This window comes from Cryobacterium sp. Sr8 (assembly GCF_004403225.1).
Lineage (GTDB): Bacteria > Actinomycetota > Actinomycetes > Actinomycetales > Microbacteriaceae > Cryobacterium > Cryobacterium psychrotolerans.
The window spans coordinates 165,410-181,873 of record NZ_SOHO01000070.1 but is presented as its reverse complement, the minus strand read 5'-3'; the positions used below and the strand labels follow the sequence as shown (position 1 = coordinate 181,873).

Below are 16,464 nucleotides of genomic sequence, written 5' to 3'. Positions count from 1 at the left end.
TCCGTTGGGAGATCAATGGGGGGCCGGGGGCGCCGTTGTGGCCAGTCCCGAAGCCTTCCAGTCAAGCATGCCCCCGGACATCGTGTACGCGGTAAAACCTGCGGCGGCCAGTTGCTCGGCGGCTGCGGCGCTGCGCCGACCGCTGCGGCACACCGCAATGACGGGGCGGGTTTTGTCGAGCAGACCGGTACTGCCGGGCACCTGGGCGAGCGGGATGTGCCGGGCGCCGACGATCATGCCGTCGGCCACTTCCTCGGTTTCCCGCACGTCGATGACCTGGGCGTCGTTCAGGCGGTCCAGCACCTGCTGGGGGGTGAGCTCATTCATGGGTGGTCCTTTCGGATCGGGGTGGGGGTGGACGCTGCAACAGGCAGACGGAGGTCCATCGTTCGTCGTCCTCCCAAGTCGCGCCCTGCACCTTCCAGTATACCCCCAGGGGTATCTGGCACCACCGGCTCGGCTTCGGAACCCCCTGAGGGGTCGCATATCGACCTTCCCGGGGCGAAGGAAGGTCGATATGCGACCCCTCACGAGAATTTTGACGGGGGGCGGGGGTCAGATCCCGGGCGGCACCCGGTCCTGCCAGCGCAGGCGGCGTTCCAGCTGGGCGCCGAGGGCCAGCAGGGTCGCTTCGCCGCCCGGGCGCCCGATCAACTGCACCCCCATCGGCAGACCGCCCGCGGTCTGCATGACCGGCAGGACGATGGCCGGGAGCCCCGCGACGTTGACCATCGAGGTGAACGGCGTGTACTGCACCTGCTGCGCAAAGTTGCGCTCCCCGTCGGCCCGGTCGTACCAGCCGAACGGGCGCGGCGTGAGCGCCAGCGCCGGGGTGAGCACGGCGTCGAAGCGCGACAGCCGGGCGATGAACGAACGCTCGAAGGCGCTCAGCGCCGCCAGCGCCTCGGCCAGGTCGCGCGCGCCGAGTGCGCGGCCGCGCCGGAGCAGCCAGCGGGTCAGCGGTTCGAGCTGCTCCTCCTGCTCCGGGCCATCGGCCGGGATGGTCGCCGCTCCCGCCTGCCAGATCGTGCGGAAGGCGGGCACGTAGCTTGCGTCGGGCGAAAGCGCGGTCTCCTCGAGGCCGTGGCCGAGTGCGGAGAGCCCGTCGACGGCCACCGCCAGCGCGGCCAGCGTCTCGGGAGCCAGGCGGATCTCGTAGTCGTCGTCCCAGGCCGACGTCGTCATGACGCCGAGCTGGAACCGCCCCTCCCCGCGCACGGCGGCCGCGAGCAGGGGGCCGTCTTCGCCGGGGGCGCGGAGCGCGAAGTGGTGCTCCGGACGGCTGCCGCTCGGAGTGATCATGGCGTCGAGCAGAAGCGCGGCATCCGCCACCGTGCGGGCGATCGGCCCGGCCACCGCGAGCCCGCCGAGAGAATCGATCCCGGATGCTGCGGGCACCCGCCCTCGGGACGGCTTCAGGCCGACGAGGCCACATGCCGCTGCGGGAATACGAATGGACCCGCCTCCGTCGGAGCCCGGCGCGAACGGCAGCATCCGCGCCGCGACCGCCACCGCGGCCCCGCCGCTGGACCCGCCGGCGCCGAGGCCGACGTCCCACGGATTGCGCGCGGGGGCCTCTGCGAGGCTCTCGGTGTACGAGGGGAGGCCGAACTCCGGGGTGTTCGTCTTGCCCAGGCTCACTCCGCCGGCCGCGTCGAGCGCCCGCACGAGGTCGTCGGACTCCTCGGGGACGAAGTCGGCCATCAGGCGCGAGCCGAACCGCGCCGGCACGCCGGCACGCCGCTGCAGGTCCTTGTCCCCGAACGGCAGCCCCCAGAGCGGCGCGGTCCGCGGCACGTTCGCCTCGACGTGGCGCGCCCGCTCGAGGGCGGCATCCGCGGTCACCGTCACGAATGCCCCCAGCGACGGATTGAGCGCCTCGATGCGCGCGAGGTAGTGCTCGGCGAGTTCGGTGGGGCGCAGTTCCCCCCGCTGGAGCGCCTGCCACTGGTCGAGGGCGGTCAGCTCGTGCGGTTGTGGCATGGGTCGAGCCTAGTCAGGTCGCCTCAGGTCGGTCAGGCCTCGTCCGGCCGAGCGCCATCGACCTCCGCCTGAATCGCGGTCAGGAGCCGCCCGAACGCCGCGGGCGCCGCCTCGAGTACCGGCCGCGCGGTCCAGCGGGCCGCCCAGCGGGCGACCTGCGCGATGTTGATGATCTCGTACTGTACGAGGGCCCCGGACTCCTCCGGCAGCACCCGGTACTCGCCGCGATACCACCAGTCGCCCTCCACGACGACGAGGCGACGCGCGGGGTCGGCCCTGACGTGGCCGGCGGCCTCATCGCCGCCGGACAGAGTGGCCACGAGGTGCCCGAAGGCCGCGTCGGGGTCGGCCGCGAGGTGGCCGGCGAAGGACCGCAGAACCGTGTGCCGGGCAGGAACGTCAAGTGGGGCATCCGTCATGCTTCGACCTTACGCGGGGCTCGCCCAGCCCGGCCGAGCGGGGCTAGCCTCAGTGCATGGCACGCTCATACTTCACCCCCATGGGAACCACCGCCCTCATCACCGGAGCCTCGAGCGGTCTCGGCATCGGCTTCGCGCACCGGCTCGCCGAGCGCGGGGCAGACCTCGTGCTCGTCGCCCGACGCCAGGATCGTCTTGAGGCCCTCGCCGTCGAACTGGCCGAGAAGTACGGCACGGCCTCGACCGTCATCCCGCTGGACCTGACCGGGCCGGATGCCGTCGCCGAGCTGGTCACGGACCTGCGCACCCGCTCCGTTACCGTCGGCACGCTCGTCAACAACGCCGGCTTCGCTACCTTCGGGCCCTTCGCCGTGTCCGACGCCGGCCTGCAACGCGAACAGGTGGCGCTCAACGTGCAGGTGCTCACCGAGCTGACCCGGGCGTTCCTGCCGGACCTGCTCCAGACCGCAGGCGAGCATCCGCACGGCGCGGCCCTCGTGAACCTGGCGAGCACCGCCGCGTTCCAGCCGGTGCCTCGCATGGCCGTCTATGGAGCGACCAAGGCGTACGTGCTGAGCTTCACCGAGGCGCTCTGGTACGAGACACACGCCTCCGGCCTCAAGGTGACGGCGCTCTGCCCCGGCCCGGTTGCCACGGAGTTCTCCCGGGTGGCCGGCGTCGCGGCCCGGCGACGCCCGCAGAGCGTCGACCAGGTGATGCGCACCGTGTTCGCCGACCTCGACCGCGGCACTCCCCCGCCGCACAGGGTCAGCGGCGCGCGGAATGCCGCGCTGGCCTGGCTCTCGAGGGCCTTGCCGCGCGGCGCCGTGGTGAAAGCGACCGGGCGCCTGACCGCGCGCCGCCGCACCGCCTAACGGACACTGCGCTACCTGCTCGGGGCGACCGCCTACTTCAGGCTCTTCTGCATGAGCACGGTGCCCAGCCAGCGCTCGAATTTGAAGCCGACCTTGCCCATCCGACCGATTTCCTCGAAGCCGAAGTCGTGGTGCAGCTTGATCGACGCGTCGGCACCCTGGTCCGCGATCACGGCGATGATCTCCTTGAGCCCCGCGGCCTTCGACCGCGCGATGAGTTCGGCGAGCAGAACCCGGCCCAGGCCCTTGCCTGTGGATGCCGCGCCCAGGTAAATCGAGTTCTCCACGGTGAACCGATACGCCTTCTTCTGCTTCCAGGGGCTGACCAGCGCGTAGCCGAGGAGCTGCCCGGCCGGGGACTCGGCCACGATGAACGGCATGCCGAGCCGTTCCAGGTAGGCGAACTTGTCCCGCCACTCGGCCAGGGTCATCGCGTCCTCGTCGAACGTGACGGTGCTGTTCGCGACGTAGTAGTTGTAGATCTCACGGATGTACGGGAGGTCGGCGGCCGTTGCGTCGCGCAGCGAGTACTCGAACGGCGCCTCGGGCGGCGGCACCGGGCGAAGGTGGATCGGCAGCCGTCGCCTGGGCTGGTATTCCTCTTCAAGCACCGGTGACTCCCCTCGTTTCTTCAACTTCCAGATTAGCCGAGCGACCAGTCGACGGGCGCGGCTCCCTGGGCCGTCAGGAGTTCGTTTGCCCGGCTGAACGGGCGGGAGCCGAAGAATCCCCGCCTCGCTGACAGCGGGCTCGGGTGGGCAGACTCGATCACGGGCGTGTCGCCCAGCAGGGGCCGGAGGCTCGCGGCATCCCTGCCCCAGAGGATGGCCACCAGCGGGCGGCGGCGCGCGACGAGGGTGCGGATGGCGTGCTCGGTCACGGCCTCCCAGCCGCGCCGCCGGTGCGACCCGGCGACCCCCTCCTGCACGGTGAGCACCCGGTTCAGCAGCATGACGCCACGCGCCGCCCAGGGGGTGAGGTCGCCGTGCGGCGGCGGGGTCAGCCCGAGGTCGTCGTGGAGTTCGCGGTAGATGTTCTGGAGGCTTCGCGGCAGGGGACGCACGTGGGGGTCGACGGCGAAGGACAGCCCGATCGGGAATCCGGGGGTCTGGTACGGGTCCTGGCCGACGATGAGCACCTTCACATCGTCGAAGGGATGGCCGAAGGCGCGGTAGATCTTGTCGCCTGCGGGCAGCCAGGGGCGTCCGGCCGCCGTCTCGGCCCGGAGGAAGTCGTCCATCGCGCCCATCTCGTGAGCGACCGGCGCGAGCGCCTCGGCCCAGCCGGGGTCGATCCGGCCGTCGCCGAAGCGGGCCCCCGGGGGCGTCGGCACGGGGTCCTAGGCGCCGAAGGTGCTGACGAGAACCCCGTCGGGCGCCTGGCTGACCCGCCAGACGCTGCCGGCGCCGACCACGCCCAGCGCGCCCTCGCCGACCACCAGGGCGGTGTTCTCGTCGATGGCGAGGCCTCCGTCGACCAGTCCGGCCTCGACCGCGGCGATCAGTCGGGACAGCGTGCCCCACTGCGCGGCGTGCACCTCGACGGTGACATCCAGCAAGCCGATGCCGTTGTCGACCGTGACCTCGTCGAGGTCCTCGGATCCGTCCTGTGGCGCGACCTCGACGCCGCCGATCCGCCAGCCGCCGGTCAGGGCGCGCTCGGCGGCGATCATCGCGCCGGCCGAGTAGCCGAGGTAGGGGATGCCGGCCGACACCTGGCGGCGGATCTCTCCGGCGATCGGCGCGACCGCGGCGAGATAGGCGGGGGTGAGCCCGCCGCCGATGACGATGCCGTCGACGTCCCCGACCGCGGTCAGGGCCGCCCGGCCGTCCAGCTCGAGCGTGGTGAGCACGGGCTCGAAGGGCGCGGCCGCGGCCAGCGCTGCCGTGAGGTTCGCGGCGTGCTCGTCGCCGTCGCCGGACCGCACGGAGATGATCGCGATGCGCGGTTCGACCCGTCCGGCCGCGGTCGCTCGCGCCGTCGCCTCACCGACGAACGGTCCGTAGACCGCGGGATAGTGCTCGGAAGCCCAGCCGCCGCCGACCAGGTGCACGCTCATGCGTTCACCTCGGTGCCGTGGATGCTGCCGGTCGTCTGTCGTACTGCGTCATGGGCCATTGGTCAATGGTATGCCGCGAAGCGTCCGGCGAAGGTCCTCAGACGATGTGGCGTTCCTCCACGCCGTCGTACACCGACAGCGGGCGGATGAGGGCGTTGGAACCGGTCTGCTCGATGATGTGCGCCGTCCAGCCGATCACCCTGGCCGCCACGAACAACGGGGTGAAGGTGAGGGTGTCGAAGCCCATCAGGTGATAGGCCGGTCCGGACGGGTAGTCGAGGTTGGGCAGGATCGCCTTCTGCTCGGTCATCGCCGCTTCCAGCGCCGCGTACAGTTCGAGCAGGTCGGGCCGCTCGTAGTGTTCGACCAGGGTCAGCAGCGCCGCGTGCATGGTCGGCACCCGTGAGTCGCCGTTCTTGTAGACCCGGTGCCCGAAGCCCATGATCTTGCGCTTGTCCACGAGGGCGCGGTCCAGCCAGGCAACCGCGCGGTCGCCGGCGCCTTCTCCCGCGCCGATCTCGTCGAAGGTGTGCATCACGGCTTCGTTCGCGCCGCCGTGCAGCGCGCCCTTGAGCGCGCCGATCGCTCCGGTCACCGCGGAGTGCAGGTCCGCGAGCGTGGAGGTGATCACCCGCGCGGTGAAGGTCGACGCGTTGAACGAGTGCTCGGCGTAGAGGATCATCGAGACGTCGAACGCGTCGACGACGGCCAGTTCCGGCACCTCGCCGAAGGTCATGTGCAGGAAGTTCGCCGAGTAGCCGAGGTCGTCCCTGGGTTCGACCGGGTCGAGGCCGTGGCGGCGACGCTGGTCGTACGCGATGATCGCCGGCAACTGCGAGAACAGCCGGATCGACTTGGCCAGGTTGGCCTCCGGCGACGCGTCGGCGACCTCGGGGTCGCGGGCGCCGATCACGCTGACTGCGGTGCGCAGCACATCCATCGGATGCGCGCTCATCGGCAGCTCGTCGATGACGCGGTGCACGACGGGGTCGAGCCGGCGCAGCGACCGTTCCAGCTGCTCGAACTCGGCCAGCTGTGTTTCGTCCGGCAGCTCGCCGTGCCAGAGCAGGTACGCGACCTCCTCGAAGCTGCACAGGGCGGCCAGTTCCTGCACCGGGTAGCCCCGGTAGAGCAGGGAATTCGTCTCCGAGTTCACCTTCGAAATCGCGGTGACATCCACCGGCACGCCGGCGAGGCCCTTGAAGACCTTCACATCGTTCTCGCTCATATCGTTCCCTTCTCGTTCACGCTGAAGTTGAAAATGCCTGAGTCGAACTGGTTGTACGCCTCGTAATCGAGCAGCTCGTAGAGCGCCGTGCGGTGCTGCATCTCCGGCAGGAGGGAGGTCAGCGACCCTTCCGCCTGGATGGCTGCGAGTCCACGGTCGGCGGCGCCCATCGCCAGGCGCAGCAGCGACACCGGGAAGATCACCATGTTGACGCCGATCCCGCCGAGCTGGTCGACCGTGAACAGCTCGCTCTTGCCGAACTCGGTCATGTTCGCCAGCAGCGGCACGTCGACGGCCGCGCGGATCGCCTCGAACTCGGCCAGCGTCGCCATCGCCTCGGGGAAGATCGCGTCGGCGCCGGCGTCGACGAGCTTCTTCGCCCGGTCGACGGCCGCGTCGAGGCCGCCATCACCCGGCACCGTGGCACGGATGTCGGTGCGCGCCATGATCAGGAAGCTCGGGTCCCGGCGCGCATCGACCGCCGCGCGGATACGCTTGGCCGCGGTCTCCTCGTCGACGACCTGCTTGCCGTCGAGGTGCCCGCAACGCTTCGGGTTCACCTGGTCCTCGATGTGCATGCCGGCCAGGCCGGCATCCTCGAGGGTCTGGATCGTGCGCGCTACGTTCATCGGCTCGCCGAAGCCCGTGTCGGCATCGACGATCGCCGGCAGGTCGGTCATCCGGGCGATCTGCTGCGCCCGGCCGGCGACCTCGGTGAGCGTGGTCAGACCGATGTCGGGCAGGCCCAGGTCGGCCGAGAGCACCGCCCCGGAAATGTAGACGCCTTCGAAGCCCCTCGCCTGGATGAGTTTGGCCGAGAGCGGGTTGAACGCGCCCGGGAAGCGCTGGATCGTTCCGCTGGACAGCATCGCGCGCAGGTTCACGCGCTTCTCGGCCGCGGTGGTTGTGGAGTACAGCATCAGAAGATTCCGACCGGGGTGGGGAACGCCGAGAGGAGTCCGGGCCTGGCCGTGATGGTCAGGTTGCCGAGCTCGCCGGAGGCGAGGTCGGGCAGCCGCTGCGCGAGGCGCAGGAACCGGTCGATCTCACCGGGGCCGAGCACGTCTTCGGCGAGGGTGCGGAACTTGTTCACGTACTCCGCACGACCGAACGGACGGGCGCCCAGCGGATGCGCATCCGCGACCGCGATCTCGTCGGTGATGGTCTCGCCGGTGCTGAGCGTGATGACGACGCGGCCGCCGAAGGCCTTCTCGCTGACATCGAGCGAGTGGTACCGGCGGGTCCACTCGGGGTCTTCGACCGTGGTCACGCTGTGCCAGAGGGCGACGGTGTCGGCCCGGCCGGCGCGCTCGGGCGAGTAGGAGTCGACGTGGTGCCAGCTGCCGTCCTGCAGGGCGACCGTGAAGATATACGGGATCGAGTGGTCGAGCGTCTCCCGGCTCGCGGTCGGGTCGTACTTCTGCGGGTCGTTCGCGCCGGACCCGATCACGAAGTGCGTGTGATGGCTGGTGTGGATGACCACCGACGCGATCGCGCCGGGGGCGGCCAGCTCCGGGTGCTCCCGGTGCAGCTTCCGCGCCAGGTCGATCCAGGCCTGCGCCTGGTACTCGGCCGAGTGCTCCTTCGTGTAGCTGTCCAGGATGGCCCGCTTGGCTTCCCCGCGCTCGGGCAGCGGCACGCTGTACGCGGCATCCGCACCGCCGAGCAGCCAGGCGATCACGCCGTCCTCGCCCTCGTAGATCGGGGTGGGGCTGGTCTCGCCGCGCACGGCCCGGTCGACGGCTTCGACCGCCAGCTTGCCGGCGAGCGCCGGGGCGTGCGCCTTCCAGCTGGAGATCTCGCCCTTCCGCGACTGCCGGGTGGCCGTGGTGGTGTGCAGCGCCTGGCCGACGGCCTGGAAGATGGTCTCGGCGTCGAGGCCGAGGAGCGAACCGATGCCGGCGGCGGCCGACGGGCCGAGGTGGGCGACGTGGTCGATCTTGTGCTCGTGCAGGCTGATCGCCTTGACCAGGTCGATCTGGATCTCGTACCCGGTGGCGATCCCGCGCACGAGGTCGCTCCCGGTGAGCCCCCGCGACGCGGCGAGGTGCTGGGCCACGGCCGTGATCGGCGGGATGTTGTCGCCGGGGTGGGAGTACTCGGCCGAGAGGAACGTGTCGTGGTAGTCGAGCTCACGCACGGCCACACCGTTGGCCCACGCCGCCCACTCCGGGGACACCCGTCGTGCGCTGGCCGGGCCGAAGACCGTCGCGCCCTCGCCGCCGACGGACCGCGGGTGGGACAGGGCCTGCCCGCGGGCCGACACGACCGGGCGGCGGGTGAGCGAGGCTGCGGCAACGGCCGCGTTGTCGATCACCCGGTTGATCACCATCTCGGTGACCTCCGGGGTCACCTCTACCGGATCGGTTGCCACCTCGGCGATCTTCCAGGCCAGCTGGCTTCCCCTGGCGAGATTCTCGTCGCTGCGGTGTACTCGTACGTTGTGGAGCTGCACGATGAATCCTTTCGGTCAGTCGGCCCGGTTGGCCGTCTCCTCATCAATCGCCGCGAGGACGCTGGTGAGGCTCTGGTGGAGATGGACATGGGTCGCGTGGGCGGCCAGGTTGGCGTCGCCGGCGATGATCGCGTCGATGATCAGGAGGTGTTCGGTCGCGGCCGCCCGCAGGCGGGCCTGGTTGCCCCTGGCCAGTCGGCGGATGCGGGAAAGGTGGGTGCGTACGGCATCGAGGGCGCCGACCAGGTACGGGTTGGCGCCGGCCGTGTCGATGGCCCGCTCGAGGTCGTCGATCAGGTCGTAGTAGCGGTGGATGCCGTCCTCGCCCTGGAGGAGCAGCTCGGGAGCCGACACGAACTGTTCGCGGAGGGCCCGGAAGACGGCGGGGTCGCGGCGCAGTGCCGCGAGTCGGGCGGCCTGCTCTTCGAGCGCCTGGCGCAGCTCGTACAGCTCGCGGATCCGCTCGATCGAGATCTCGGTGACCACAAACCCCCGACCGCTGCGCCCGGCCACGAGGCCGTCCGAAATGAGCCGGGCCACAGCCGCCCGCAGCGGGGTGCGCGAGACGCCGATGCGCGCGGCCTGCTCCACCTCGAGCAGGCCCGTGCCGGGCGGGAGGTCCCCATCGAGAATCTCGACGCGCAGCTGCCGGTAGGCCCGTTCGCTGGCGGTGAGCGGCTCGCTCGCGGTGACAGGCTCGCGGACCCCAGAATCGGTTTGTGTATACACAACGGTCATACTATGCGCTTCAGGCGTCACTTGTGCAATACTTCGAGCATCCTTTGTATACAGAGGGCTCAATGGAGAGGTTCAACATGACGGGCGAACCACACGCCGGCTACCGCGAGACCTGGGCGCGGAGCATCGAATCGCCGGGCGAGTTCTGGCTCGATGCCGCGCGCGGAATCGACTGGGTCACTCCCCCGACCGTCGCCCTGGACGAGCGCGCCCCCGGCGCCGCGCACTGGTTTCCCGACGGGGAGCTGAACACGAGCTACAACGCCCTCGACCGGCATGTGCTCGCCGGCCGCGGCGACCAGGCCGCCCTGATCTACGACTCGGCCATGACCGGCACGAGGCTGTCGCTCAGCTACAGCGAGCTGCTCGAGCGCGTGGCCCGGTTCGCCGGAGTGCTCCGCGCCAACGGCGTGGACAAAGGCGACCGCGTGATCATCTACCTGCCGATGATCCCGGAGGCCATCGTCGCCATGCTGGCCTGCGCCCGCATCGGCGCCATTCACTCCGTCGTCTTCGGCGGCTTTGCCGCCAGCGAACTGGCCGTGCGCATCGACGACGCCGGCCCCGGCGTCATCGTCACCGCCTCCGGCGGCCTCGAACCGGGTCGTGCGGTCGAATACCTCCCGCTCGTGCAGCGCGCCCTGAAGCTCAGCGCCGGATCGGTGAAGACCGTCATCGTGCGGGGCCGTGACGCGGTTCCCGGCAGCGCAGCCGACTACACCCACGACACCCACGCCACCTGGCTGGACTGGGCCGACGAGGAGGCGACGGCCACCCCGGCCGGGCCGGTCAGCCTGCGCTCAGGCGACCCGCTGTACATCCTCTACACCTCAGGAACCACCGGCAGCCCCAAGGGGATCGTGCGCGACAACGGCGGGCACGCCGTCGCCCTGGCCTGGTCGATGCGCAACATTTACGACGTCGGTCCCGGCGACGTGTACTGGGCCGCCTCCGACGTCGGCTGGGTGGTCGGCCACTCCTACATCGTTTACGCCCCGCTCCTGGTCGGCGCCACCACGGTGATCTACGAGGGCAAGCCGATCGGCACACCGGATGCCGGGGCCTTCTGGCGTGTCGTCGAGGACTACAAGGTCAAGGTGCTGTTCACCGCCCCGACCGCGATCCGCGCCATCCGGCGGGTCGACCCGGGGCTGCGCGAGCTGGCGAAGCACGACGTGTCCAGCCTGGACAGCCTGTTCCTGGCCGGTGAGCGCCTCGACCCGGAAACGTTCCACTGGGCCAACAACGGCCTGCACTGCCCGGTCGTCGACCACTGGTGGCAGACCGAGACGGGCTGGGCGATCTGCGCGAACCCGCGCGGCATCGAGGCCCTCCCGACCAGGCCCGGGTCGGCCACCGTGCCCGTGCCCGGTTACGACATCGAGATCCTCGACTCGAAGGGCAAGCCGGTCAAGCGGGGGAAAGAAGGCAACATCGCCATCCGCCTGCCCCTGCCGCCTGGCACCCTGATGGGGGTCTGGGGCAGCGAGGACCGGTACACGAGCGCCTACCTGTCGGCCTTCCCTGGCTACTACGCGACCGGGGACTCCGGCCACTTCGACGAGGACGGCTACCTGTACGTGATGGGCCGCACTGACGATGTGATCAACGTGGCCGGCCACCGTTTGTCGACCGGCTCCCTCGAGGAGGTGCTCACCCTGCATCCGGCCGTCGCGGAGTGCGCGGTCGTCGGCGTGCACGACGCGCTCAAGGGGCAGCGCGCTGCCGGTTTTGTCACGCTGAAGGCCGGCGAGCAGATCGACCACGACACCCTCGCCGCCGAACTCATCGGGCTGGTCAGGGAGCACGTCGGCCCGGTCGCGGCCTTCCGCGACGTGACCATCCTGGAACGGCTGCCGAAGACCCGCTCAGGCAAGATCCTGCGCAAGACGATCCGGCAGATCGTGGACGGCGAGCCGTACACGGTTCCGCCGACCATCGAGGATCCGACCGTGCTCGACGACCTGCAACGGGCCGTCCACGGCGCCGGCGAAGGCAGCTGACAGCAGTCCTGGGTCGGTCAGTCCCGCATCCGCAGTTCGCCCCCGGCCTTCGTCCACCCTCCGCGAGGGTGAGCTGGGTCCCACGACATGGTCCTGTGTCGGTGCGAGGACTAGGTTGAACCTGTTGAGAGGCACATGCCGGTCACGCAGGGGCGAGGACTCCGGGCCAACGGGGCGGGAGGTGGCGATGATGAGCGGTCGGCGCGCCAGGAAGGCCACCAGTGCCGTGGCGTGGAGTCTCGCCGGGATCGTGCTGACCTTCCTCGGTCTCGCCGTGATCGGGTACTGCTCCCTCTACCTCGTCAGGCACTTCACGAGCGGCTGGAATCCCGAGGGAACCGACTTCGCGAACACCACGACGTCCTTGTTGTTGGCACTGTTTGTGCTCGGCGTGGGACCCACCGCCTTTGGCTTGAATATGGTGGCCTCGGGGACACGGACCGGTCAACCGCCCCCGGTTGAGGCATCGACGAGGCTGCTACGCACTCTTGCTCCCGGTGGCTCGTACTCGGTGGCTGTGACGCCCGACGGGGCGTGCGCCCTTGGCGGCGAAGTCAACGGGCCAACCACGGTCTGGGACCTGGCCACGGGGCGCCCGCTTCAGACGCTTGACGGGAACACCATGGCGGTCGCGGTGACACCCGATGGACAATCCCTTGTGTCAGGATCCCGCGACACGACGGTGCGGGTGTCGGATCTGACGTCCGGGCGCCTGCTTCACACCCTGGCGGGCCACAAGAAGCCAGTGCGCACGGTGGTTGTGACTCCCGACGGGCGCTGGGCTGTTTCCGGCTCCGAGGATTGGACGCTTCGAGTCTGGGATCTGGCATCGGGGGCGGCGGTGAGCACCTTGCCGGGCAACCGCTTTGTTGGGGGCGTCGCCGTGAGCCCCGACGGGTGCCTGGTTCTCTCCGGCTGCACCGACAGGACAGTGCGGGTTCTTGAGCTGGCCTCCGGGGCGACGGTGCAAACCCTGAAGGGTCACGCAGGTCCGATCTGGGCGCTCGCTGTGACTCCCGACGGGCAAAGGGTTGTGTCCGGGTCCTCCGACAAGACCGTGCGGGTGTGGGATCTGCCCTCCGGGCGCCTACTCCACACACTGGAGGGCCACCTCACCGCTGTCCAGGCCGTTGCAGTCACCCCTGACGGCCGCTTCGCCGTCTCCGGCTCCTCCGACGGAACGCTCCGGGTCTGGAACATTGCTGACTGAGCCCGGATCCGGGGTCGGTCAGTCCCGCATCCGCAGTTCGCCCCGGGCGATCCTCGTCGGCGCAGCCTGGGCGACCGGCTTGATCGTGATCAGGTCGAGGTTGACGTGTGCCGGGCGCTCCACGCTCGAGACGATCGTCTCGGCGATGTCCTCCGCGGTGAGCGGGTTCGGAATGTTCTCGTACGCCGCGACCGCCTTCTCCACATCGCCGCCGAAGCGCACGAGGCCGAATTCGTCGGTCTTGACCATGCCGGGGGCGATCTCGATCACCCGGATGGGTTCGCCGTTGAGTTCCAGGCGAAGCACCTCCGTCATCGCGTGCGCGGCGGACTTTGCCGCGTTGTAGCCGCCGCCGCCGAGGTAATTGACGTGGCCGGCGATCGAGGTGATGGTCACGACGTCGGCCGAGCCGCCGCCCGACGAGATTCCAGCACGCAGGAGGGGCAGCAGGGCGCTGGTCACCCGTTTCACGGCGAGCACGTTGATCTCGAACATCCAGGCCCAGTCCTCGATCTTCGAGTTCTCGACGGTGTCCAGGCCCAGGGCGCCGCCGGCGTTGTTGACCAGGGCGTGCACCGGGCCGGTCGCGGCCAGGAAGTCGCGCAGCGCGTCGACGTCGGCCTGCCGGGTCAGGTCGGCCGTGAAGACCTGTGCGCCGGTCTCCTCGGCGAGCGCCGCGAGACGGTCGGCACGCCGCGCGACCCCGACGACGTCCCACCCTCGAAGCCGGAACAGGCGCACGCTGGCAGCCCCGATTCCCGAACTCGCACCGGTTACGACCACTCTGCGTGTACCCATTCCTCTATTCTGCAGGGAGAATGGGGCTAATGAGCACCACAGGCGCAGCCGCAACGACAGCCCAGAAAAGGCGGGTCCCGATCTGGGACAACGCCCGCTGGATCGCGATCACCCTCATGGTGATGGGTCACGCCATCCTCAAACTCATTTCCGAGTCGGATGTCGCCTACGAGGTGTACCTGTTCATCTACGCGTTCCACGTGCCCCTGTTCGTGGCCGTCAGCGGGTATTTCGCCAAGTCGGGGCCGCCCGGTACCCGGCAGTTGCACCGGCTGCTGACCGACATCGCCTTCCCGTACCTGATCTTCGAAACGATCTGGACGCTCGTGCGCTGGCTGCTCGGCGGCAACTTCTGGCTCGATTACGCCTCTGCCTCCTGGACGCTGTGGTTCCTGATCGCGATCGCGATCTGGCGGATCTCGCTGCCCTACCTGGTGTTGCTCCGCTATCCGCTGCTGATCAGCATCCTCATCTCCGTCGGCGCGGGCTACATCGAGTCGCTCGACGCGACCTTCGCCCTCACCCGAACCCTGGGCCTGCTGCCCTTCTTCGTCTTCGGCTGGCACCTGCGCCAGCGCCAGCTCACCGGCCGCTGGCTGGCCCTCGGCCCGGGGGTGGTGTGGCGCTGGCGCGCGGGCGCCCTGGCCCTGTTCACCGCCCTGGCGGTCGTCATCGTGCTCAGCATCGACCGGCTGCGCGAGCTGAAGGTTCGCCGCTTCCTGCTCTATGACGAGTCGTACGGCACGATCGGGTACGACCAGGTCTGGGCCGGCGTCATCCGTCTCTGCCTCATGCTGCTCGCCTTCGGCCTGATCGTGGCGTTCCTGGTGCTCGTGCCCCGACGCCTCACCTGGTTCAGCAAGCTGGGCGCCGCCACCATGTACATTTACCTGCTGCACAGCTTCGTCTTGTTCCCGTTCCGCGAGTCGGGCGTGCTGGACGGCCCGCAGCCGGCCTGGGTGCTCCCCGCCATGATGCTGCTCAGCGTGGGGATCTCGGTCCTGCTCTCGCAGGGCGTCGTGCGGAGGGTGTTCCGGCCGCTCGTCGAACCGCGTGCGCGCTGGCTGTTCCGCAGGGAACCGGCCACCCTCACCGGGACAATCGTGCTCCCCCCGGGCGAACCGCGCTGATCACAGCGGCGTCCGCCCCGGCAAATCGGTCGGTCCGGCGCAGATGTGACGTCGTGTTTCGGGCACCGTTGCCGGTGTGGACCTGCGTGTTTAGGCTCGCTGCAGAGCGATGGACGGTCCACGCCCGCCCCGGACCCAAGGGAGACCCACCTCATGAGCGATAACACTTCAGCCTGGAAGTTCGAAACCAAGCAGGTACACTCCGGCGCCAGCCCCGACCCGGTCACCAACGCGCGGGCCACGCCGATCTACCAGACCACCTCGTACGTGTTCAACTCCGCGCAGCACGCCCAGAACCTGTTCGCGCTGGCCGAGTTCGGCAACATTTACACGCGCATCCAGAACCCCACGCAGGCGGTCGTCGAAGAGCGCGTCGCGGCCCTCGAGGGCGGCACCGCTGCGCTGCTGCTGGCGTCCGGCCAGTCGGCGACGACGTTCGCGGTGCTCAACATCGCCCAGGCCGGCGACCACATCGTGTCGTCCAGCTCGATCTACGGCGGCACCTACAACCTCTTCAAGTACACGCTCGCCAAGCTCGGCATCGAGACGACGTTCGTGGAGAACCAGGACGACGCCGACGAGTGGCGCCGCGCGGTTCGCCCCAACACCAAGCTCTTCTTCGCGGAGACCATCGGCAACCCGAAGATCAACGTGCTCGACATCTCCCTCGTGGCCGATGTCGCCCACGAATCGGGCGTGCCGCTGATCGTCGACAACACGATCGCCACCCCGTACCTGATCCGCCCGTTCGAGCATGGCGCGGACATCATCGTGCACTCCGCCACGAAGTTCCTCGGCGGGCACGGCGCGGTCATCGGCGGCATCGTCGTCGACGGCGGAAAGTTCGCCTGGTCGAAGAACGTGGAGAAGTTCCCCGGACTCACCGAGCCCGACCCGTCGTACCACGGCGCCAGCTACACGGGCGCGGTCGGCGACGGGATCGCGTACATCATCAAGGCGCGCGTGCAGCTGCTGCGCGACCTCGGCGCCGCGATCGCGCCGGCCAGCGCCTGGCAGCTCATCCAGGGCATCGAGACCCTCAGCCTCCGGGTCGAGCGCCACACGCAGAACGCCCAGGAGATCGCCGAGTGGCTCGAGAACCACGCCGACATCGCCTCGGTCAACTACGCGGGCCTGCCGTCGAGCCCCTGGTACGCGGCGGCCAACAAATACGCCCCCCTGGGCGTCGGAGCCGTGCTGTCGTTCGAACTCAAGGGCGGGGTGGATGCCGGCCGCGAGCTGGTTGACAACCTCGAGCTGTTCAGCCACCTGGCGAACATCGGTGACGTGCGGTCGCTGGTCATCCACCCGGCGTCGACGACGCACGCGCAGCTCACCCCCGAGCAGCAGCTCACCGCCGGCGTCACCCCCGGGCTGGTGCGCCTGTCGGTCGGCATCGAGAACATCGCCGACCTCAAGGCGGACCTCGAGATCGGCTTCGCCGCGGCTCGCGCGGTCGTGGCCGCCTCCCGCGCCAACGCCTAGCCGAACGACCGCCGGCCGCGCCGCCGGCAATTCGACGGAGATTCCCCCCTCACCGGGCGTTGCGGGCCGATTTCGGTCCCG

The 16,464-nt window shown here is 69.7% G+C and carries 16 protein-coding genes; 5 read left to right on the top strand and 11 right to left on the bottom strand.

What is annotated here, in order from left to right; all coding sequences use genetic code 11:
- Positions 1–12 precede the first annotated feature (12 nt).
- The 3 genes from E3T54_RS15305 to E3T54_RS15295 all read right to left on the bottom strand — a co-directional run bounded on the left by E3T54_RS15305 (position 13) and on the right by E3T54_RS15295 (position 2,402).
- Positions 13–327 carry a rhodanese-like domain-containing protein gene (locus E3T54_RS15305; RefSeq protein WP_092324898.1) on the bottom strand — a complete coding sequence of 105 codons (315 nt, stop codon included), beginning with the start codon at positions 325–327 and terminating at the stop codon, positions 13–15.
- Between the two features lie 228 nt (positions 328–555).
- The gene (locus tag E3T54_RS15300; RefSeq protein ID WP_134476422.1) at positions 556–1,983 is read right to left on the bottom strand and encodes an amidase; all 1,428 of its coding nucleotides are present in this window, start codon (positions 1,981–1,983) and stop codon (positions 556–558) included.
- A 32-nt stretch (positions 1,984–2,015) separates the two neighbouring features.
- Entirely contained in the window at positions 2,016–2,402 is a 387-nt protein-coding gene (locus E3T54_RS15295; protein ID WP_092324901.1) for a hypothetical protein, read from the bottom strand.
- Between the two features lie 56 nt (positions 2,403–2,458).
- On the opposite strand from E3T54_RS15295, the gene E3T54_RS15290 reads away from it, so the two are divergent.
- A complete protein-coding gene (locus E3T54_RS15290; protein ID WP_198414503.1) occupies positions 2,459–3,277 on the top strand; it encodes an SDR family oxidoreductase in 819 nt (272 codons plus the stop codon).
- Positions 3,278–3,309: 32 nt separating this feature from the next.
- Here E3T54_RS15290 and E3T54_RS15285 read toward each other — a convergent pair whose 3' ends face one another.
- The 7 genes from E3T54_RS15285 to E3T54_RS15255 form a co-directional block, all read right to left on the bottom strand.
- Complete coding sequence (locus tag E3T54_RS15285) at positions 3,310–3,888, bottom strand: GNAT family N-acetyltransferase (protein WP_134476421.1); 579 nt, start codon at positions 3,886–3,888, stop codon at positions 3,310–3,312.
- A gap of 32 nt (positions 3,889–3,920) precedes the next feature.
- Positions 3,921–4,610 (bottom strand): uracil-DNA glycosylase, encoded by a 690-nt coding sequence (locus tag E3T54_RS15280; protein WP_241977260.1) that lies wholly within the window; start codon positions 4,608–4,610, stop codon positions 3,921–3,923.
- A 6-nt stretch (positions 4,611–4,616) separates the two neighbouring features.
- Positions 4,617–5,336, bottom strand: coding sequence for a Type 1 glutamine amidotransferase-like domain-containing protein (locus E3T54_RS15275; RefSeq protein WP_092324907.1), 720 nt, complete (start codon positions 5,334–5,336; stop codon positions 4,617–4,619).
- Positions 5,337–5,433: 97 nt separating this feature from the next.
- Complete coding sequence (locus E3T54_RS15270) at positions 5,434–6,564, bottom strand: bifunctional 2-methylcitrate synthase/citrate synthase (protein WP_134476420.1); 1,131 nt, start codon at positions 6,562–6,564, stop codon at positions 5,434–5,436.
- On the bottom strand, positions 6,561–7,484 hold the full coding sequence (gene prpB, locus E3T54_RS15265) for a methylisocitrate lyase (protein ID WP_134476419.1): 924 nt from the start codon (positions 7,482–7,484) through the stop codon (positions 6,561–6,563). The genes E3T54_RS15270 and prpB overlap by 4 nt, the downstream gene beginning before the upstream one ends.
- A complete protein-coding gene (locus E3T54_RS15260) occupies positions 7,484–9,019 on the bottom strand; it encodes an MmgE/PrpD family protein (RefSeq protein WP_134476418.1) in 1,536 nt (511 codons plus the stop codon). The genes prpB and E3T54_RS15260 overlap by 1 nt, the downstream gene beginning before the upstream one ends.
- 15 nt (positions 9,020–9,034) lie before the next feature.
- Positions 9,035–9,748, bottom strand: a complete 714-nt coding sequence (locus E3T54_RS15255; protein WP_241977259.1) for a GntR family transcriptional regulator — start codon at positions 9,746–9,748, stop codon at positions 9,035–9,037.
- Between the two features lie 86 nt (positions 9,749–9,834).
- Between E3T54_RS15255 and E3T54_RS15250 the strand changes: the two genes are divergently transcribed.
- Positions 9,835–11,760 (top strand): acetate--CoA ligase, encoded by a 1,926-nt coding sequence (locus E3T54_RS15250; protein WP_134476417.1) that lies wholly within the window; start codon positions 9,835–9,837, stop codon positions 11,758–11,760.
- Between the two features lie 187 nt (positions 11,761–11,947).
- The gene (locus E3T54_RS15245; RefSeq protein WP_241977274.1) at positions 11,948–12,970 is read left to right on the top strand and encodes a WD40 repeat domain-containing protein; all 1,023 of its coding nucleotides are present in this window, start codon (positions 11,948–11,950) and stop codon (positions 12,968–12,970) included.
- 18 nt (positions 12,971–12,988) lie between these two features.
- Here E3T54_RS15245 and E3T54_RS15240 read toward each other — a convergent pair whose 3' ends face one another.
- Positions 12,989–13,768, bottom strand: coding sequence for an SDR family NAD(P)-dependent oxidoreductase (locus E3T54_RS15240; protein WP_174844437.1), 780 nt, complete (start codon positions 13,766–13,768; stop codon positions 12,989–12,991).
- A 29-nt stretch (positions 13,769–13,797) separates the two neighbouring features.
- Here E3T54_RS15240 and E3T54_RS15235 point away from each other — a divergent pair, with 29 nt between their 5' ends.
- Positions 13,798–14,898 (top strand): acyltransferase family protein, encoded by a 1,101-nt coding sequence (locus E3T54_RS15235; protein WP_241977258.1) that lies wholly within the window; start codon positions 13,798–13,800, stop codon positions 14,896–14,898.
- Between the two features lie 153 nt (positions 14,899–15,051).
- On the top strand, positions 15,052–16,383 hold the full coding sequence (locus E3T54_RS15230; protein WP_134476414.1) for a bifunctional o-acetylhomoserine/o-acetylserine sulfhydrylase: 1,332 nt from the start codon (positions 15,052–15,054) through the stop codon (positions 16,381–16,383).
- Positions 16,384–16,464: the final 81 nt, after the last annotated feature.